At 72.4% G+C, this 20,082-nt stretch carries 11 protein-coding genes and 1 pseudogene; 3 read left to right on the forward strand and 9 right to left on the reverse strand.

Features of this window, described 5'->3' with window-relative positions:
• Positions 1–115: 115 nt before the first annotated feature.
• Positions 116–1,192, reverse strand: a complete 1,077-nt coding sequence (locus QNO07_RS00130; RefSeq protein ID WP_283989189.1) for an IS630 family transposase — start codon at positions 1,190–1,192, stop codon at positions 116–118.
• Positions 1,193–1,439: 247 nt separating this feature from the next.
• Between QNO07_RS00130 and QNO07_RS00135 the strand changes: the two genes are divergently transcribed.
• A complete protein-coding gene (locus QNO07_RS00135) occupies positions 1,440–2,321 on the forward strand; it encodes an IS630 family transposase (RefSeq protein WP_283989588.1) in 882 nt (293 codons plus the stop codon).
• Here QNO07_RS00135 and QNO07_RS00140 read toward each other — a convergent pair.
• The 3 genes from QNO07_RS00140 to QNO07_RS00150 all read right to left on the reverse strand — a co-directional run bounded on the left by QNO07_RS00140 (position 2,290) and on the right by QNO07_RS00150 (position 4,564).
• Positions 2,290–3,069 carry an SDR family NAD(P)-dependent oxidoreductase gene (locus QNO07_RS00140; protein ID WP_164616399.1) on the reverse strand — a complete coding sequence of 260 codons (780 nt, stop codon included), beginning with the start codon at positions 3,067–3,069 and terminating at the stop codon, positions 2,290–2,292. The two genes, QNO07_RS00135 and QNO07_RS00140, sit on opposite strands and share 32 nt — an antisense overlap.
• A 62-nt stretch (positions 3,070–3,131) precedes the next feature.
• Positions 3,132–4,097, reverse strand: coding sequence for an MBL fold metallo-hydrolase (locus QNO07_RS00145; RefSeq protein WP_283989190.1), 966 nt, complete (start codon positions 4,095–4,097; stop codon positions 3,132–3,134).
• Positions 4,094–4,564 (reverse strand): SRPBCC domain-containing protein, encoded by a 471-nt coding sequence (locus QNO07_RS00150; protein WP_283989191.1) that lies wholly within the window; start codon positions 4,562–4,564, stop codon positions 4,094–4,096. The genes QNO07_RS00145 and QNO07_RS00150 overlap by 4 nt, the downstream gene beginning before the upstream one ends.
• 193 nt (positions 4,565–4,757) lie before the next feature.
• Between QNO07_RS00150 and QNO07_RS00155 the strand changes: the two genes are divergently transcribed.
• Positions 4,758–6,026 carry a beta-ketoacyl-[acyl-carrier-protein] synthase family protein gene (locus QNO07_RS00155; protein ID WP_283989192.1) on the forward strand — a complete coding sequence of 423 codons (1,269 nt, stop codon included), beginning with the start codon at positions 4,758–4,760 and terminating at the stop codon, positions 6,024–6,026.
• The gene (locus tag QNO07_RS00160; RefSeq protein WP_283989193.1) at positions 6,023–7,240 is read left to right on the forward strand and encodes a beta-ketoacyl synthase N-terminal-like domain-containing protein; all 1,218 of its coding nucleotides are present in this window, start codon (positions 6,023–6,025) and stop codon (positions 7,238–7,240) included. Before QNO07_RS00155 ends, QNO07_RS00160 begins: the two co-directional genes overlap by 4 nt.
• Before the next feature lie 30 nt (positions 7,241–7,270).
• Here QNO07_RS00160 and QNO07_RS00165 read toward each other — a convergent pair whose 3' ends face one another.
• The 5 genes and pseudogenes from QNO07_RS00165 to QNO07_RS00185 form a co-directional block, all read right to left on the reverse strand.
• Complete coding sequence (locus tag QNO07_RS00165) at positions 7,271–8,428, reverse strand: acyl-CoA dehydrogenase family protein (RefSeq protein ID WP_283989194.1); 1,158 nt, start codon at positions 8,426–8,428, stop codon at positions 7,271–7,273.
• A 26-nt stretch (positions 8,429–8,454) separates the two neighbouring features.
• Positions 8,455–8,712 carry an acyl carrier protein gene (locus QNO07_RS00170; RefSeq protein ID WP_283989195.1) on the reverse strand — a complete coding sequence of 86 codons (258 nt, stop codon included), beginning with the start codon at positions 8,710–8,712 and terminating at the stop codon, positions 8,455–8,457.
• A gap of 74 nt (positions 8,713–8,786) precedes the next feature.
• The gene (locus QNO07_RS00175) at positions 8,787–9,722 is read right to left on the reverse strand and encodes an aromatase/cyclase (RefSeq protein WP_283989196.1); all 936 of its coding nucleotides are present in this window, start codon (positions 9,720–9,722) and stop codon (positions 8,787–8,789) included.
• 90 nt (positions 9,723–9,812) lie between these two features.
• Positions 9,813–15,947: pseudogene (locus tag QNO07_RS00180) on the reverse strand (type I polyketide synthase); the annotation flags it as partial.
• Positions 15,948–16,015: 68 nt separating this feature from the next.
• Entirely contained in the window at positions 16,016–19,975 is a 3,960-nt protein-coding gene (locus QNO07_RS00185; protein WP_283989198.1) for an acyltransferase domain-containing protein, read from the reverse strand.
• Positions 19,976–20,082: the final 107 nt, after the last annotated feature.

Raw genomic sequence — 20,082 nt, forward strand, 5'->3', positions numbered from 1 at the left:
GAGTCTGCCTGGAACCGGCGCAAAACAGAAGCCCCTTACGGCCGACGAGGCCACAGTACGAAGCTGTGACCTCGCCCTTCACCCCGAAACTGACATCGCGCCACGCGGGTGACAGCTAGTGTCGCGTGAACGAAGTCCTTGGACGTTTGGGTGTGGCGTGTTCGAGGACTTCGTCGGCGGTCTTGGTCCAGGTGAACGGCGGGCAGCGGTCGTTGTGGGCGTCGATGTAGCGGCGGATGGCGTCGGTGAGGTCGGCGACCGAGGGGAAGGTGCCTCGGCGTATGGCCTGGCGGGTGATGATGCCGAAGAAGATCTCCACCAGGTTCAGCCAGGAGCAGGAGGTCGGGGTGAAGTGCAGGGTGATCCTCGGGTGCTTCGCCAGCCACGCTTTCACGCGGGGGTGCTTGTGGGTGGCGTAGTCGTCGACGACCACGTGAAGCTTCACTCCGGGGTGGGCCCTGGCGACCTGCTTGAGGAAGCGCAGGAACTCGTCGTGGCGATGCCGGTCGTGGCAGGCGTCGGCGGTGATCTTCCCAGTGGCGACGTCCAGGGCGGCGAACAAGGTGGTGGTGCCGTGGCGGACGTGGTCGTGGGTGCGCCGCTTCGCCAGGTCCTGCCGGACCGGCAGCATCGGGGCGGTCCGGTCCCGCGCCTGGATCTGCGGCTGCTCATCGACGCAGACCACCACCGCCTTCTTCGGCGGGGCCAGGTACAGCCCGACCACGTCGCGAACCTCGGCCTTGAGTTCCGGGTCGGTGGAGAACGTGAACGTCTCGCTCCGCCAGGGCTGGATCTTCCACTTGCGCCAGACCTTGGCCACCGCGACGTTGGAAAGGTGCAGTTCGGCGGCGAGCAGCCGGGAGGACCAGTGGGTCACACCCAGTCTTTCCGGCGGGCCCTCCAGGGTCCGCACCACCACCTCGGCCTCGTCCACGGTGCCGGGCCGGCCCGCGCGCGGCCGGTCCTGAAGCCCGGCCAGGCCGGCCGAGCGGTACCGGCCACGCCAGGTCACCACCGTCTGCCGGGACAGCTCGAGCCGCCGCGCGATCTCGGTGTTCGACGTGCCTTCCGAGGCGAGGAGCACGACCCGCGCCCGCGTCACCAGTCCCGACGGGGACGACGGCGAGCGGACCCACGAACGCAGAACCTCACGGTCCGCATCGGACACGGCCAATGGCAGGGCGGCAGGCATATGCCATTCAACCGCACCCCAAGACACCGCCCAAGGACGTCATTCACATGGCACCAGTGTCCTGAGTCGTTAGTTCGTTTGCAGTTGCAGGGTGGGGTGATGCCTGGTCCGAAGCCGTTGCCGCTGGAGCTGCCGATCATGAACGCCGGGTGATGCGGGGCTGGTTGCGTAAGCAGACCGCTTCGCAGGCGCTGGTGCTGCGGTCGAGGATCGTGCTGGCGTGTGCGGAGGGCCGGTCGCACGCCTGGTGGACCGGCCGCGTTCGGGTGCGCCGCGGCAGATCACGGAGGAGCAGGTTGAGGCCCTGGTCGCCAGGACGCTCGGCCAGCCGCCTCCGTCGGGTGATTCGCACTGGTCAAGGCGTTCGATGACCGGGGCGGAGGGCATGTCACAGTCGACTGTCTCGCGGATCTGGCGGGCGTTCGGCCTCAAGCCGCACATCGTGGAGACGTGGAAGCTGTCGACCGATCCCCAGTTCGTGGCCAAGGTCCGCGACGTGGTGGGCATCTACCTGTCACCGCCGGAGTACGCCCAGGTCCTGACGGTGGCGAGAGGTCGCAGATGCCGGCCCTGGACCGAACCCAGCCGGTGCTGCCGATGGCGCCGACCACGCCGGGCGAAGATGACCTCCGGCTACGTCCGGCACGGCACGACCAGCCTGTTCGCCGCCCTGGACATCACCTCCGGCTCCGTCATCGCCCAGCACTACCGCCGCCACCGCCACCAGGAGTTCCTCCGCTTCCTGAAAGTCATCGACGCCGCCGTCCCCAAAGACCTCGAACTCCACCTGATCCCGGACGACTACGCCACCCACAGGACCGAGCCGGTCAAGAAACGGCTGATGCGACGCCCCCGCTTCCGCCTTCACTTCACCTCCGCGTCCTGGCGCAACCTCGTCGGAACGCTGGTTCGCCGAGCTGACGTGCCGCGAACTCCGCCGCTCGATCCACCGCAGCGTCCTCGAACTCGAACGGGACATCCGCAGCTGGATCAACGTGTGGAAACAAGAACCCGAATCCGTTCACCTGGACGAAACCCGCCGACGACATCCTCGACACCCTCGCCGCATACTGCACACGAACTAACGACTCAGGACACTAGTAGTTGCCCAGGCCGCCGCAGACGTTGAGGGCCTGAGCGGTGATCGATGCCGCCGCGTCGCTGGTCAGGTAACCGACAAGTCCAGCCACCTCCTCGGGCGTCGAGTAGCGCCCCAGTGGAATCTTGCTGTTAAACCTTTCAAGTACCTGCCCCTCGGTAATGCCCCAGTAATCCGCGTACCCCTGCCTGACGCGAACGGCCATCGGCGTCTCCACATAGCCGGGACAGACGGCATTCACAGTGATGCCGCTGGTCGCCAGCTCGAAGCCGACCGACTTGGTGAAGCCGATGATCCCGTGCTTGGACGCCGTGTACGGTGCCGCCAGCATGACACCCTGTTTGCCTGCGGTCGAGGCGATGTTGATGACGCGCCCCCACCCGGCGTCGGCCATACCGCCATTGGCCAGCACCTCCCTCGTGACCCGGAAAACGCTGTTGAGATTGGTGTCCATTACATCGAGCCAGAGCGACTCGTCGAGTTTCGCCGTCTCTCCACCACCCCCGCGCCCGGCGTTGTTCACCAGAATGTCGATGCGGCCGAAGCGGTCCACCGCCGTGCGCACAGCGGCCTGTACCTGCTCGGTGGAGGTGACGTCGCAGGAGACACCGTCGGCGCGGTGGCCGGCGGCACGCAGTTCGTCCACGGTGGCGGTGACGTTCTTCTCGTCGCGCGCGCAGCCGAACACGGTGACGCCCTGCTGCGCGAGGGTCCGCGCGGTGGCCAGGCCGATTCCACTGCTGACACCGGTGATGAAGGCGATTTTCGGGCTCGTCATGGTAGTTCTCCCTGGGAAGTACGGACGGGAAGCGGAGAGGGGCCGCCCGGGGACGGCGGGGGTCAGGCCGCGCTGAAGGGCAGGCCGCCGTGGAACTCGACCATGTCCCGGAACCCGGCGGCCACATCGATCCGGTCCCCCGGAGGCAGGCCCTCCAGTTCGGCGTAGGCGCGGTGCAGATTGCCCGCGAGCCGCTCGGGGTCGACGAGGGCAGCGAACGGGCCGGGGTCAGCCTCCCGGGCCGCCCGCAGTGGGGACAGGCCCGCGCGCAGTCCGTCCTCGGCGATCCCGCGGAGCCAGCGGACGTAGGCCTCGGTCGCGTCCAGCGCGTCGGTGCCCGCCACCGCGCCGTGGCCCGGGACCACGAGCTCCGGCCCGAGGGCGCGCAGCCGCTCGACCGCCGCGAGCGACCCTTCGACCGAACCCATCAGGAGGAACGGGGTGACGCCCGACCAGATCACGTCCCCGGTGAACAGCACCCTGCGCTCCGGCACCCAGGCGGCGACGTCGGCGGCCGTGTGCGCCGGGCCGATCTCCAGCAGTTCGACGGTGAGTCCGCCCAGGCGCAGGGTCATGGCCTCCCGGAAGGTGACGTCGGGCAGGGTGAGCCGGGGCTCGCCCCAGTCGACGCCCGGCCACAGGTGGCAGAGGCCGAGTCCCGCCTCCTCGATGTCGGACCGGGTCTGCTCATGGCTGATCACCGCCGCGCGGGGAACGAAGTGCTCGTTGCCGAAGACGTGATCGCCGTGGAAGTGGGTGTTGACCACGAAGTCGGGCCCTCCCGGCACCACCCGCCGTGTCTCGTCCCGCAGGTGCAGTGCCCGCGCCCGGGTCGCGACGGTGTCCACGACCAGGGACCGGTCCTCCCCGGCGACGAGCCCCGCGTTGTTGAGGCACCACCCGCCGGGAAGCTGCTCGTAGACGTGCACGCCCTCGGCGATCTCCCGCAGCCGGGGGAAGGGCGCGCGCACCGGGTCGGGGGCCGGTGCGGCCAGGCCGCTCCCGGCCGGCCGGCCGGGAGCGCTCATCGCACGGCCCGCGCGAACAGTTCCAGGGTCTCCCCCGGACTCGGGCCGTCCAGCGCCTGGAAGATCCGCCGGCCGTCCGCACCGTGCTTGTCCAAGCGGACGTGCGCCAGCTCCACCTGGGTGGAACCGTCCTCCAGCGGGGTGAAGACGACCTCGATCTCGCTGGCGCGCTCGTCGTCGGGGATCGACTGCCAGCGGCCGTCGATCCGCCAGGTCAGCCGCAGCCGCCGCGGCGGGTCCCATTCCAGAACCTTCCCCCAGTCGATCTCGTTGCCCTCGGCGTCCCACTCGTAGTAGCGGCCGTCGACCTTCGGGTCCATGGCCAGACCGACGCGCGGCGTGCGCAGCAGCACGTGCGACGGCGGCCACCACTCGGCCATCCGCTCGGTGAACGTCTCGAAGCAGCGCTCCGGGGACGCCGCGACGACCACCGTCTTCCTGACATCTGGAATCAGCTGATCTCCCATGGTTCCTCCCACACGATTGCCGGGTTTCGGCCACCCTCGTCCGGCGGGCTCGACCCCGCGCGGAGCACCGCTCGACCTCCCCGGACGGCCCCCGGGTCTCCAACGCGCCTGGATCGCGAGTCAAGGAGCGGCCCGCACTCTGCGAGCCAGGCCGGACCCCTACCCGGCCGGTCATCCGTCACGGAGGGAACACATGGCCCGCAGGGCAGTCATCACCGGTATCGGCGTCGTCGCGCCGAGCGGAATCGGGAGGGAGCCGTTCTGGCAGCTCCTGACCAGCGGCAGAACCGCGACCAGGACGATCACCCAGTTCGATGCGAGCGAGCACCGGTGCCGGGTCGCCGCCGAGTGCGACTTCGACCCGCTCTCGCTGGGACTGACCCGCCAGCAGGCCCGGCGCACCGACCGGGTGTCGCAACTGGCCATGGTGGCGGCCGGGGAGGCCCTCGCGGACAGCGGTCTGGAACTCGACGGCGAGCTCGCCGAGCGCACCGGGGTGGCCATCGGCAGCGCCGTCGGCGGCACCACGACGATGGAGCGGGAGTACGCCGTGCTGTCGAACGGCGGCAAGGACTGGGTCGTCGACCCCTCCTTCGCCCCGCCCCATCTGTACGACTATTTCCTTCCGAGCTCGATCGCCTCGGAAGTCGCCCTGACGACCGGTGCGTTGGGACCCGCGGCGGTGATCTCCACGGGCTGCACCTCGGGCATCGACTCCGTGGGGTACGCGGCCGAGCTGGTCCGGGACGGCACCGCGGACGTCATGGTCACCGGTGCCACCGACGCACCGATCTCCCCCATCACTCTGACGTGCTTCGACGTCATCAAGGCCACCTCCGCCCGCAACGACGACCCGGCGACCGCCTGCCGGCCGTTCGACCGGACCAGGACCGGGCTGATCCTCGGCGAGGGCTCGGCGGTACTGGTGCTGGAGGAGTACGAGCACGCGCGGCGGCGCGGCGCCACGATCTACGCCGAGGTTGCCGGCTACGCGTCCCGGTGCAACGCCTTCCACATGACCGGGCTCAAGGCGGACGGCAAGGAGATGTCCGAGGCGATCGACCTGGCTCTGGGCGACGCGAGGCTCGACCCGACCGCCATCGACTACGTCAACGCCCACGGCTCGGGCACCAAGCAGAACGACCGGCACGAGACGGCCGCGGTCAAGCTCAGCCTCGGGGACCATGCCTACCGCACGCCGATGAGCGGCATCAAGGCGAGCGTCGGCCATTCCCTGGGGGCGATCGGCTCCATCGAGATCGCGGCCTGCGCGTTGTCCATGCGCCACGGCGTGGTCGTCCCCACGGCCAACCTGCACGAGGCCGATCCCGAGTGCGATCTGGACTACGTGCCGAACACCGCCCGCGAGCGCGAGCTCGGCGCGGTCCTCACCGTCGGCAGCGGTTTCGGCGGATTCCAGAGCGCGATGGTACTCAAGAACCTGGAGCGGAGCGCCTCATGAATCAGGATGTCGTCGTCACCGGCGTCGATGTGATCGCGCCCAACGGGGCTGGACTCGAAGCCTACTGGGAAGCGACCCTCAAGGGCGTGTCGGCGATCCGGCCGATCGGCCGGTTCGACGCCGAGGGCTACCCCGTACGGCTGGCCGCCGAGATACCCGTTTTCGAGGCGGAGTTGACCTTCCCCAAAAAACTGACGCCGCAAACGGACCGGCTGACGCGGCTCGCCCTGCTCTGCGCCGAGGGCGCCCTGTCCGACGCCGGGGTCGATCCCGCCGCGCTGCCCGAGTACGCGGTCGGCGTGGCCGTCTCCAGCTCCACGGGCGGCCTGGAGTTCGGCCAGCAGCAGCTTCAGCAACTGTGGGGAACCGGCTGGGAGTCGGTCAGCCCGTACATGTCCTTCGCCTGGTACTACGCGGTCAACACCGGCCAGATCTCCATCAGGAGCGGCATGCGGGGGCCGGGCGGGGTCGTGGTCTCGGAGCAGGCCGGCGGCCTGGACTCGATGGCCTTCGCCCGCAGGCGGGTCCGCAAGGGGACGCAGGTGATGACGACAGGCGGCTTCGACGGCCTGCTGTGCCCGTACGGGATCTCCACCGTTTCGGCGGCGCCCGGGGTCAGCGGCAGCACCGACCCGGACCGGGCGTATCTGCCCTTCCGCGCGGACTCCACCGGCTTCGTGCCGGGCGAGGGCGGCGCGGTGCTGGTCCTGGAGCCCCGCACGGCCGCCGAGGAGCGCGGTGCGGAGACGGTGTACGGGGTGGTGGCCGGGCATGGGGCCGCGTTCGACCCGGATGTGGCCGGGTCCGGGGGCGACGGTCTGCTGCGGGCGGCCCGTGCGGCGCTCTCGGACGCTGGGCTCACCCCGGACGACGTCGACGTGGTGTTCGCCGACGCGTCCGGCAGCGTTCCACTCGACCGGGCCGAGGCGGCGGCGATCGAGCGGCTGTTCGGGGCGCGGCGGGTGCCGGTCAGCGCACCCAAGTCGCTGGTGGGCCGACTGATATCCGGCGGTTCCGCCCTCGATGTCGTCACCGCGCTGCTGAGCCTGCGTGACGGGGTCGTACCGGCGGTGCCCGGCACGGTGCGCGATCTCGTCGACCCCAGGATCGACCTGGTCGTCGGAGAGCCGCGCACCGCGAGCCTGCGTTGTGCGCTGGTGCTGGCCCGGGGGCACGGCGGTTTCGCCTCGGCGATGGTCCTCACCGCTCCGTGAGCCGGAGGCGGCGCGGCCGTCCCGTACCGGTCAGCGCCGCTTGCCCGCCGGCACCACGAAGCGCGTGTACAGCAGATCGCGGACGACGTCGTCCCCGCCCTCCACCAGACCGACGTACCGCAGGTCGCGCACCAGCTTCTCGACCGGGTGGTCGTGGGTGTAGCCGAGACCGCCGAACATCTCGGACCCCGTGGTGGCCACCTGCCAGCCAGCCTGGCCGCAGTACATCTTCGCGGCCAGCGCCGAGCGCAGCGTGCCGGTCCGGTACAGGGCGGAGGCCGGTTCGGCGCCCGACAGGTACCGGTCGAACTCCGCCGCGGCCGCGCGGCACTGGTGGCGCATCACGTCGATGAGCATTTCGATCTGGCCGAGCTTCCCGGCGAACACGGCGTTGTCCGCCAGCCGGGCGCCCTTGACCTGCTTCACCGCCGCGTACTCCATACAGAGATCGCGGACCCGGCGGGACACCCCGATCGCGGTGGAGGCGATCAGGATCCGGCTGGCGTTGAGCCCCATCTCCAGGTTGCGCAGCCCGTTGCCGCGCAGGGTGTGTGCGGCGGGCACCGAACAGTCCTGGAGCCGGACCCGGTAGGTGGCCGAGCCCCGCATACCGACCATGTCCCAGCGCTTGACGATCTCCACCCCGGGGGTGTCGCGCGGGACCAGCAGCACCCGGAAGTCGGCCGCGTCCTCGGCGTCGCGGGCCACCACCAGCAGCAGCCCGGCCGCGTCCGCGTTGGTGGAGAAGAACTTGTCACCGTCGAGGACCAGTCGATCGCCGTCGCGCCGGAACGTGGTGCTGATCCGGGCGAGTTCGCTCCCGGCCTCCTCCTCGCTGGCGAGGATCGCGCAGAGGCCGCCGTCGCGGGCCAGCCGCTCCAGCGGCTCGCGCACCAGCTCGTCGTCGCCGCAGAGCTGGAGCATGGTGGTGCCGAGGATGGAGAGAAACGAACCGAAGGCGAACCCGGCGTCTCCGTAGGCGAGTTCGGAGACGACGTCGACGCTGTCCACCAACGGGACCCCCTGCCCCCCGTAGGCGGCGGGGATCCACCAGTTGGCCAGACCGGCCTCGTGCAGCCGGGCCGACTCCCGGGTGGGCGCCTCCGGGAGGCTGTCGAGATGGTCCGTCCGGGGCAGGACCTCCGCGTGCACGAAGGTCCGTACCCGCTCCAGCAGACCGTCCGTCATCGGAGCCTCCCGGCCGTCGTCGCCGCTCACGCCGCCTGGGAGAGCTGCTGGTTGAAGACGTCGAGGAAGTCCCTGGGCGTCTCGATCTCCGATATCCCGTCCTCCGGGAGCTTGAGCTTGAAGTGCCGCTCCAGGCTGCTCGTGGTCGCGATGACGGCGAGCGAGTCGAAGCCCAGGTCGGTCAGTCGGGTGTCCAGGATGTCCCCGGAGAGGTCGATCGTCTCGTCCTCCCCCATCGCGCTCTTCAGGAACGTCCTCAGCTCGTCGATCGTCAGTTCGGCCATGGCGGGTCGCCTTTCTCGTCGGGTGTGACTGCGGTCGGTGCGGGAGTGCGGTCGGTGCGGACTGCGGGTGTGGTTCAGCGGGCCTCGACGTACTCCTGGGCCCTGGCCAGCGTCGCCCGGCTGTTCGCGCCCAGGGAGTCGCGTACGGCCTTGCGGGCCGCTTCGAGTGACGCGGGCGGGTTGGGCAGCGCCGCGATGCCCTCGGGGTCGAGGATCACCCGGTGCCGGGAGGTCACCTCGACCACACCGTCGGCGGGCGAGGTGAGCAGCCATTCGCCGTTGTGCGCCTGGAGCGCGGGCGGCAGCTTCACCTGCTTGTAGACGATGCGCCGCTGCGGCTCGCAGACCCGGCCCGAGACGGTCGTGTGGACCGAGCCGTCCGGTGAGCGGGTGTCCATCTCCATGTGCTGGAGACCCTCGGCGTCCTCGCGGAGTCCGATGCGCAGCACGTGCGGGATACGGTCCGGCCAGTGCCGCACGTCGTACAGGAAGTCGTACGTGTCCTTCAGGGAGCCGCGGATGGTCAGCGAGTCGGAAAAGTCCAGCAGGAGTTCCCGCTCGCTCTCACCCCGCTCGACCGCCCGGCGCAGGTGCTCCAGTTCGGATGTGCTGTTGTCCTCCACCGCCCGTGCGATACGGGCGAGTTGGTCCGGGTCGTCGCCGGTGGCGCGGTAGAAGTGGTCGAGGACGACCGTGCTGGTCCCGTCGCCGTGCTCCGTCACCGACCACGCGCCGCCCATCGCGGCGACCGGGTCGGTGGGAGTGGCCTGCTCGAAGTCGACCCGGTGCTCCTCGGGCCGCAGCCGGCGACGGGACTCCCAGGTGCGGATCTCGTCGTTGGCCATGGCCCAGATCCGGATGCGTTCCTCACGGTCGTCCCCCGACACCCGCTCGGCCCGGAGCGTGGGCGGGAAGTACAGCGGCCACAGCCCGACGTCGGACACGACGCGGTAAACGGCGTCCGCCCCGGCGGGCACAGTGATCGTGTGGGTCACCTCGGTCTTGCTCATCTCGAACCCTTCCTCCCGGTCCGCGAACGCGGTACGGGGAATCTGGCAGGGCCACGTCGAGCGGCCCTACAGTGGTGATCCAGCGGCCCCTCACGCCTCGCCGAGCGCCTTGATCATGGACTCGACCAGTGCGCGCGGCGTCGGGTTCTTCAGGACCACGTCGGCCGGCAGCCGCAGCCCGGTGGCCGCGTTGAGCCGGTTGCGCAGGTCGACGCTGAGCAGCGAGTCGAAGCCGAGGTCCCGGAAGGCCTCGTCCGTCCCGACCGCGGAGGCGTCACCGTAGCCGAGCACGTCGGCGGCGTGGGAGCGGACGAGCGTCAGGAACGCCTCTTCGGAGGGCTGTTCCGTGGGAAGCGCCCCGGTCTGCCGTGCCTGCCCCGCCTCCCGCGGCCCAGGGGCGGGGAGGTCGCGGCTCCCGGTCGGGCCGGGTGCGTCGTCCGGGCCGGTCAGTTCCTCGAACAGGCGGGCGGCCCTGCTGCCCGGCCGGATGCCGGTGAGCGCGGGCCGAAGCGCCACCCGGAGCGATCCCGCCGAGGCGAGCGCCTCGTCCAGCAGCCGCAGCGCGCGGTCCGTGGCGATGGGCGCGATCCCGATACCGGCCAGGGCGCCGACGGCCCGCTCGGACAGGTGCGAGGTCATCCCGGTCTGCTCCGCCCACAGCCCCCAGGCCACCGAGGTGGCCTCCAGGCCCTGGGCCCGCCGGTGCTGGGCGAGCGCGTCGAGGAAGGTGTTGGCCGCCGTGTAGTTGGCCTGGCCCGGACTGCCGATCACTCCGGACGCCGAGGAGAACAGGACGAATGCCGACAGGTCGAGATCGCGGGTGAGGTCGTGGAGGTGCCAGGCGCCGTGTGCCTTGGGAGCCGCCACCGCGCGGAGCCGGGCGGGTGTGAGCTGGGTGAGCGGTGCGTCGGCGAGCACCCCCGCGGTGTGGAAGACGCTGCCGGGCGGGTTCTCGGCGATCACCTTGGCAAGCGCGGCCCGGTCGGTGACGTCGCAGGCCACCACGGTCGCCTCCGCCCCGGACGCGGCCAGTTCGGCCCGCAGTTCCGTCGCTCCCGGGGTGTCCGGGCCGCGGCGGCTCAGCAACAGCAACCTGCGGGCGCCGTGCGCGGCGACGAGGTGGCGGGCCACCTGGGCGCCCAGCCCGTCGGTACCGCCGGTGACGAGTGCGGGCCGGTTCGGGTCGACGGCGCGCGGCATGGTCAGGACGAGCTTGCCGCGCTGCTTGGCTCGGCTCAGCATCCGCAACGGCGTCCGGCCCTCGTGGACGTCCCAGGTGCGTAGCGGCAGATGAGCCAGGGCGCCGCTCTCGAACAGGGCGATCAGCTCGTCCAGCACCTCGCCGATGCGGTCGGGGGAGATCCCCAGGATGTTGTAGGCCCGGTAGGTGATGCCCGGGTGGTCGGCCTCGGTCCGCCCGATGTCGCGGATGTCGGTCTTCCCCATCTCCGCGAACCGTCCGCCCGGGGCGAGCAGCCCCAGCGAGGCGTCGATCGCTTCCTTGGCGAGGGAGTTGAGGACGACGTCCACGCCGCGTCCACCGGTGACGGCGCGGAAGGCGTCGGCGAAGTCCAGGTCACGGGAGGAGGCGATGTGATCCTCGGGCACGCCCCAGGCGCGCAGGGTGTCCTGCTTGCCGGCGCTCGCGGTGGCGAACACCTCGCCGCCCAGGTGACGCACCAGTTGAATCGCGGCGAGTCCGACGCCACCGGTGGCGGTGTGGATGAGCACCGACTCGCCGGGGCGGACGTCGGCCACCTCGACCAGGCACTGGTAGGCGGTGATGAACACGATCGGCACGCTCGCGGCCTGGGCGTGGCTCCACCCGGCCGGGAGCGGTTTGACCATGCGCTCGTCGGCGACCGCGAGCGGGCCCAGGGAGCGTTCGAAGACGCCGAACACCTGGTCCCCGGCGACGAACCGGGTGACGTCGACGCCGGTTTCGACGACGACGCCCGATCCTTCGCTGCCCATGGTCTTCTCGCTGGCCACCAGACCGAGGCCTACCGCGATGTCGCGGAAGTTGAGCCCGGCCGCGCGGACCTCGATGCGGACCTCCCGGGGACCGAGGGGGGCCTCCGCCTCCGGGTGGGGCAGCAGGGCGAGGTGGTCGAGGGTCCCCTTGCTGGTCACGTCGAGCCGCCAGGCGCGGTGGCCGTCCGGCTCCCGGAGCGTGCCGCCGGACGGCATCCGCAGTCGGGGGCGGAGCAGTACCCCGGCCCGGACCGCCACCTCCGGTTCGCCGGTGGCCAGAGCACGCGGCAGCGCCCGGAGGGACGCCGGGTCGTCGTCGATGTCGATCAGCTGGAAGGCGTCGGGGTGTTCCGCCTGGGCGGACCTGACCAGCCCGGTGATCACCGAGGAGGCCAGGTGGCGCACCGGTTCGCGGTCGACGGCGGACTGCGCGCCCCTCGTGAGCACGGCCAGGCGTGCCGAGGCGAACCCGGGGTCCGCCAGCCAGCTCTGGAGCAGGTCGGTCGTCTCCCCGGCGAGCGCGTCCACATCGGCCGTCAGCGTGTCCTCGCTCCCGTCGCCGCCGAGAGCGGCGACGAGGACCGCGGGCGCGGGCCGGGCGACCCCGTCGAGCCCGGGGAAGTCGTGCGCCGCGCCCAGTCCAGGGGTGGACAGCGCCGCCCAGGCGTCCGGGGCGAGCGCGTCGGGGGTCTCCGGGACCGGGGCCCAGTGCAGGGCGAACCCCGCTCCCTCCTCGTCGAGGCCGCCGGGCGCCGCTTCCTCCGCGAGGGGGCGCATCGTGAGCGAGGCGACGGTGGCGACGGTCCGGCCCAGCGTGTCGGCACAGTGCACGGTGACCTCGTCGCCCTCGGTGCTGATGCGCACCCGCAGGTCACGGGTCGTGGAAGGCACGAGGGTGACGTCCCGCCAGGCGAAGGGGACCACCAGTTCGCCGCCGCTCTGGAGGATCGCGGCGTGCAGGGCGGCGTCGAGCAGCGCCGGGTGCGCGGTGGCTCCGGAGCCCTCCGCAGTCCCGTCGGGCAGGGTCACCTCGGCGAAGATGTCGGAGCCGCGCACCCACATCCGGCGCAGCCCGGCGAAGGCCGGACCATAGCCGTAACCGCGCGCGGCCAGCCGAAGGTAGGCGTCGCTCAGGTCGATGCGGGAGGCGTCGGCGGGCGGCCAGGCGACCGAGGGCGCCGTGTCCGCCTGCGGGCTCCCAGGGGCCAGCACGCCGGAGGCGTGGGCCGTCCAGGCTTCCGCGTCGGCGGGGCGGGCGTGGACGGTGAGACGGCGGTGGCCCGCGGCGTCCGCCGGTTCCAGCAGCACGCGGAGATCGGCCGCGGTGTCCTCGGGGGAGATCAGCGGAACGCCCAGGGTCAGCTCCTGGACGACGGGCAGCCCGGCCGCCCGTCCCGCCTCGGCGAGCAGCGCCAGGAAGGCCGTTGCCGGGACGAGCGCGGTGCCGCGCACCCGGTGGTCGGCGAGCCAGGGGTGACGCGCCGGGTCGAGACGCGCGGCGAACACCGTCGCTCCCGTCGGCAGTTCGAGTGACCGCAACGCGAAGTCGCCCGTGTCCGGGCGGGCTTCGGAGGCGGGTACGGCTTCCGGGGCACTCGCCCAGTAGCGGCTGCGGTCGAAGGCGTAGGTCGGCAGCACGGCCCGCCGGCCTGGCGGCTGGAGCGGGCCGAGGTCCACGGGGACGCCGACGGCCTGGGCGGCGGCGGCCGAGGCGAGGAACTGCCCGGGGCCTCCGCTGCCGCGCCGGACGGTGTCCAGGACCGAGCCGCGCACTCCCGCGGCCTCCAGGATCGCCTGCAGACCGAAGGTGAGGACCGGATGCGGGCTGACCTCGACGAACACCCGGTGTCTGCGGTCCACGAGCCGCTGGACGGCCGCCTGGAAGCGCACGGGATTGCGCAGGTTCTCGAACCAGTACGAGGCGTCCATGGCCAAGGCCTCGATCGGCTCGCCGGTCAGCGTCGAATACACCGGCACGGTCCCGGGGCCCGGGGCGATGCCGGCCAGGCCCTCGGCCAGCGGTTCGCGCAGGACGTCCATGGCCTCGGTGTGCGAGGCGTAGTCGACCTCGATGCGCCGGGCGTCGATCCCGCGCGCCTCGCAGGCGGCCAGCAGGTCCTCCAACGCCTGGACACCGCCCGCCACGACCGTGCTGGAAGGCCCGTTGAGCGCGGCGATCCCGGCCTTCCCGTTCGTGCCGTCCGCCGCGTCCAGCAGTCCCTGGGTCGCTTCCGCGCCCAGCGGCACGGAGACCATTCCGCCGCTGCCCGCCACCGTGTGCAGGGCCTTGCTCCGCAGGGCGACGATTCGGCACGCGTCGTCGAGGGTGAGCACCCCGGCCACGTGCGCTGCGGCGATCTCACCCTGCGAGTGGCCGACGACGGCCGCGGGCCGCACCCTGGCCGCCTCCCACATCCGGGCCAGCGACACCATCACCGCGAACAGCGCGGGCTGGACGACGTCGACGCGGTCCAGGTCCTCGCCGCGCAGCGCGTCGGACAGCCGCCAGTCGACATACGGCTCCAGGGCCCGTTCGCACGCCTCGACGCTGCGGCGGAACGGCTCGGACCGGTCCATCAGCTCCCGGCCCATCCCCCGCCACTGCGACCCCTGGCCGGGGAAGACGAACACCGGTCCGGCGGAGCCCTGCCGGGCCTCGCCACTCAGCACGGTCGGCGATCGGTAGCGGCCGGGCGAGGTGGGGGCGTAGGTCCCCGAGGCCAACTGGCCGAGTCCGCGGGCGAGGTCAGCGGCGTCGTCGGCGACCACCGCGGCCCGGTGGGCGAAGCGGGTACGGGAGCGGAGCACCCGGGAGACGTCCTCGGGCGCGGTGTCCGGGGCGTCGGTGAGGAATGCGCCGAGGGCCGCCGCCTGGGTGCGCAGGGCGTCGGGGCTCGGGGCGGACAGCTGCCAGACGTGGGGGCCTTCGGCGGGGGCGTCCTCCGTCGACTCCGACACGGGGGCCCGGACGGCCTCCTCCAGGACCACGTGGGCGTTGCTTCCGCTGATGCCGAAGGAGGAGACCCCGGCACGCCGGGGGCCTTCCTCCGCCCGGTTCCAGTCACGGGCCTCGTGCAGCAGGGCGAGACCGCTGCTCGCCCAGTCCACGTGCCGACTCGGGGTGCCCGTGTGCAGGGTGGCGGGCATGACCCCGGCGCGCATCGCTTGCACGACCTTGATCACGCCGCCCACGCCGGCGGCGGCCTGCGCGTGTCCCAGATTGGACTTCAGCGAGCCGAGCCACAGCGGGCGCTCCGCGGTACGGCCCGAGCCGTAGGCCGCCGCCAGCGCGCGGGCTTCGATCGGGTCGCCCAGTTCGGTGCCGGTGCCGTGCCCCTCCACCAGGTCGACGGTGTGCGGGTGGAGCCCCGCCCGGTCCAGGGCGAGCGAGATGACCTTCTCCTGGGCGGACTTGCTGGGCGCGGTCAGCCCGTTGCTCGCACCGTCCTGGTTGGTGGCGCTGCCCCGGATCAGGGCGAGGATCTCGTGGCCGTGGGCGAGGGCGTCCGACTGCCGCTCCAGCAGGAGCAGGCCGGCGCCCTCCGACCAGGCGGTGCCGTTGGCGTCGTCGGAGTAGGAGCGGCAGCGTCCGTCCGGGGACAGTCCGCCCTGGCGGCTGAAGTCGATGAACATGCCGGGGGTCGGCATCACCGCGACCCCGCCGGCCAGCGCGCGGTCGCACTCGCCCTGGCGCAGCGCCTGTACGGCGAGGTGCAGGGCGACCAGCGAGGAGGAGCAGGCGGTGTCGACGGTGAGTGCGGGGCCGCGCAGGCCGAACCAGTAGGCGATGCGGCCCGACGCGACGCTGGTGGTGCTGCCGGTGATCCGGTAGCCGCCCGCGTCCTCGTTGTCCTCGTGCAGCCGGGGCCCGTACTCCTGGGCCATCGCGCCGACGAACACGCCGGTGTCGCTGCCGGCCAGCGCGTCCTTGTCGAGGCCGGCCCGTTCGAAGGTCTCCCAGGCCACTTCGAGGAGCAGCCGCTGCTGCGGGTCCATCCCGGCGGCCTCGCGGGGTGAGATGCCGAAGAACTTGGCGTCGAACAGGTCCGCGTCGTGGACGAACCCACCGTGCCGCGTGCTGGAGCGGCCGTCGGCATCGGACAGGTCCCAGCCGCGGTTGCCGGGGAACGGGGAGATGGCGTCGCCGCCGGACGCGACGAGCCGCCAGAGGTCCTCCGGGGACCGTACGCCTCCCGGATACCGGCAGCCCATGGACACGATGGCGATCGGTTCCTGGCCCTCGTGGGGAGCAGGTATTTCCTGGGTCATGGTGCTCAAGGCCTTTCGTCGCGTGGAAGGTGGGGCCGGGGCGGACGGGGCTACAGCGGCGCGTCGCTCCCCAGGGCCTCGATCAGGGCCCCCGGGGTGGGGTGGTCGAACAGCAGGGTGGTGGGCATGGACCGCCCGGTGGCGCGGGTGAGCACCGTGCGCAGGGTGACGGCCATCCGGGAGTCCAGGCCGAGCGCGTTGAAGTTCTCGTGCAGGTCGAGTTCGGTGGTCGGGGACAGCCCGAGGGTGCTCAGGGTGCTGCTGACGACCAGTTCGTAGGGGTCGCCGGACCACTGCGCGGAGGGTTCGGCGGGCAGCGGCGCGGTGGGCGGCACGGTGTCGAGCCAGAACGGCTCGCGACGGAAGGGGTAGGGCGGCAGGTCGGTGCGGCGGGCGTGCGGGCCGTGGACGGCCCCCGGATCGATCGGCGCGCCGAAGACGTAGGTCGCGGCGGCGGTCCCGGCGACGCCCGCCACCTCGTCCCGGGTGGCCATCGGCGCACTGAAGAGGGCCTCGCCCAGGTCCACGGTCTCCGCCGCCATGTTCACCAGGCCCCGCCCGGGACCGATCTCGACGAAGAACCGGGCGCCGAGGTCGTGCGCGGTGCGCAGCGCGGGCCCGAACCGCACGGTGGCGCGCAGGTGGTGCGGCCAGTGTTCCGGGCGGTCGATCTCCCCGGGGATCACCGGCCGGCCGGTGACCGCCGAGACGATGCGCGGGCCGGTGGGCGGATGCCAGGTGAGCCCCTCGGCCAGGGCGAGCAGTTCGTCCTGGATCGGTTCCATCAGCGGAGAGTGCCCGGCGACGGCGATCCGCAGTCGGCGGGTGCGGCGGCCCAGCTGCTCGAAGTGGGCCGCAGCCGCGAGGGTGGCCTTCTCCTCGCCGGAGAGCACGAGGGACTGCGGGCTGTTGACGGCAGCGACGGAGACCGGTCCGGGCTCGGGGCCGAGCAGGTCCCGCGCCTCCCTCTCCGCGGCCTGTACGGCCATCATCGCGCCGCCGGGCGGCAGGGTGTTGATGAGCCGGCTGCGGCGCGCGACGAACAGCGCCGCGTCCTCCAGGGACAGGACGCCCGCCACGTGCGCGGCGGTGATCTCGCCCTGGGAGTGGCCGAGCAGCAGGTCCGGCGCCATGCCCCAGGACTCGAACAGCCGGTAGAGGGCGGCCTCCAGGGCGAACAGCGCGGGCTGGGCGTGGTGGCGCCGGTCGGGCAGGTCGTCGCGGCCCCACAGGATGTCGGCCAGGCTCGCGCCGAGGGCCGGCTCCATCGCGGCGCATGCCGCGTCGAAGGTGCGGGCGAACACCTCGAACTCCTTGTGGAGCCGCTGGCCCATGCCGGGCTGCTGCGCCCCCTGCCCGGGGAAGAGGTAGGCGGTGAGGCCCTCGCCGCGGGTTCCCTCGACGACGCCGGGGGCGTCGGGGTGCGGGCCGTCAGCGAGCACCCGAAGCCGGGCGACCAGCTCGTCGAGGTCGCTCGCGACGACCGCGCCCCGGTGGTGCAGGAATGCCCGGGTGGTGACGGAGGAGAGACCGATGTCGGCCAGGGACACCGGGTCCGCTGCCGGGTCCCGGCGCGCGGGGTCGAGGGCGTCGGCGAAGGCGGCCGCGTGCCGGCGCATCGCCGGGTCGCTGCGGCCGGACACCAGGACGGGCACAGGGACGGCGGCACCCGCCTCCGGGCTCGCAGGGACGGTCCCGGCGGGGTGTTCACCCAGCACCACATGGCAGTTGGTGCCGCCGAGGCCGAACGAGGAGACACCGGCGATGGACGGCTCCGGCCGTCGAGGCCACGCTCCACGGGCCGCGCACACCCGCAGCCGGTTCGCGTCGAGGTCGATCGCCGGGTTGGGCTCACGGTAGTTGAGGCTGGCCGGCAGCTCGCCGTGGTGCAGGCCGAGCGCGGTCTTGATGAAGCCCGCGATGCCCGCCGCGCCCTCCAGGTGGCCGATGTTCGTCTTGACCGAGCCGACCCACAGGGGGAAGTCCGACGGCCGCCCGGAGCCGTGCACCGCGCCCAGCGCGGACGCCTCGACCGGGTCGCCCAACGCCGTGCCCGTACCGTGCAGTTCGACGTAGGAGACGTCTTCGGGCGCGACGCCCGCGCGCCGGCAGGCGGCGGTGAGCACCGACTGCTGGGCCTCGCTGCTGGGCGCGGTGAGGCCGGTCCGTCCGCCGTCGCTGTTCATGGCGCTGCCCAGCACGGTGCAGTAGATCCGGTCGCCGTCGGCGAGCGCTCGCTCCAGCGGCTTGAGGAGCAGGACGCCGGCCCCCTCGCCCCGGACGATCCCGTCGGCCCGGGAGTCGAACGTGTGGCACCGCCCCCGGGGCGAGAGGGCGCCGAGCGCCTGGACGGCGTCGTCGCCCTCGGCGGCGAGGTTGAGCTGCACCCCTGCGACGAGGGCCGCCGAGCACTCCCCCGCCTCCAGCGACCGCAGCGCTTGGTGGAGGGCGCTGAGCGACGAGGACTGCCCGGTGTCGACGGTCAGGCTGGGGCCGGCGAATCCGAGGAAGTGGGAGAGGCGGTTGGCCAGGAACGCCCGGCCGGTCCCGGTCATCGTGTAGGCGGTGGCGATCCCGGCGGCCCGGCCCATCAGGGAGTAGTCGTCGGCGCAGTTGCCGACGAAGACGCCGACAGGCTCCCGGGACAGGGTGTCGGGGGCGGTCCGGGCGTCCTCCAGGGCGTGCCAGGCCAGTTCGAGGAGCAACCGCTGCTGGGGATCCGTCGCGGCGGCCTCCGGCGCGGGCATCTGGAAGAACTCGGCGTCGAAGAGCTCGACGCCGTCGAGGTAGCCGCCGTCGCGGCGCCCGGTCCGCCGGCTCCCGGCCGGGCCGATGGCCTCGCTGCCGGAGATCAACAGCCGCCAGAACGCGTCGAGGCCGTCGGCGCCGGGGAACCGGCAGGACATGCCGACCACCGCGACGGGTTCCTGCTGCCGGGGCGTGGGTCGTCGGGTCGGGTTCTGGGACACGGTCTCCTCCGGATTCGACGGTCGGGCGGGCGGTGTCAGCGTGCGCGCGGGCGCTTCCAGCGGCGCGAACAGCCGCTCCACGGCCGCTGCGGCCTCCCGGCGGTCGGCCTCGTCGCCCCGGCACCGGTCGGGCAGCAGCGGCAGCACGGAGCTGCGGCGGGCGACCACGGACGGCTGTCTGCGGGCCAGGACGCTGAGGCTGTTGCCCGGTCCGGCCTCGACCAACAGACAGTCGTGGTCGGCCAGCAGCCCGGTGAGTGTGGGGGCGAAATGGACGGTCGCGGCGGCCTGCCCGGCCCAGAAGTCCGGGTCCACCGCGTCCTGGTCGGTGAGCAGGCCCCGGGTGTAGGCGGAGTACAGGGGCAGTTGCGGGGGCCGCAGTCCGGTGGCCCGCCAGTCCGGCAGGGAGGCCGTCACCGCCTCGGCGACCAGGGGGCTGTGGAACGCCTGCCGGGCGCGTACCTTGCGGCAGATCAGCCCCCGTTCCTCCAGCGTCCGAGCTGCCTGCGCCAGCGGGTTCTCCGCGCCGGCCAGCAGCAGTTGCCGGGGGGCGTTGACCGCCGCCAGGTGCACATCAGCGTTCAGGAGGTCGGCGACGTCGGCCTCCGAGGCCGCCACGGCGAGCATCCCGCCCGGTGGGGTGTCGGCGAACTGCCGGACGCGGTCGCGCAACAGCCGGACCCCGTCGGTGAAGTCGAGCACTCCGGCCAGGGTGGCGGCCGCGAGTTCCCCGACGCTGTGTCCGATCAGGGCCACCGGGCGCACGCCGCGCTCCAGCAGCATCCGGCCGAGCGCGTGGTTCACCGCGTACAGCAGGGGCTGGGCCACCGACACGTCGTCGTACAGGGGTGAGGGGCGCTCGGCCAGCCACTCGGACCGCAGCGCGGGTCCGGCGTCCTCGTACAGCGTGAAGGCGCGGTCCATCCAGGCGGTGAACGACTCGTCGTGGCCGTAGAGGCCCGCCGCCATCCTGGGGTGCTGGGCGCCCTGTCCGGCGAACATCAGGGCGACGGGCCGGGTGGTCGGGGGCAAGAGCGGCATCCACGTACCTTTCCTGGGATTCGGCCACACCGTGCGTCCCGGCGTTCGAGCCGCGCCTGAGAACGGTTCGAACCGCAGGGGCTCCATCCGGCCTTGAGCCGGTTTTG

Source organism: Streptomyces sp. 549, from assembly GCF_030124175.1.
Classification (GTDB): Bacteria; Actinomycetota; Actinomycetes; order Streptomycetales; family Streptomycetaceae; genus Streptomyces.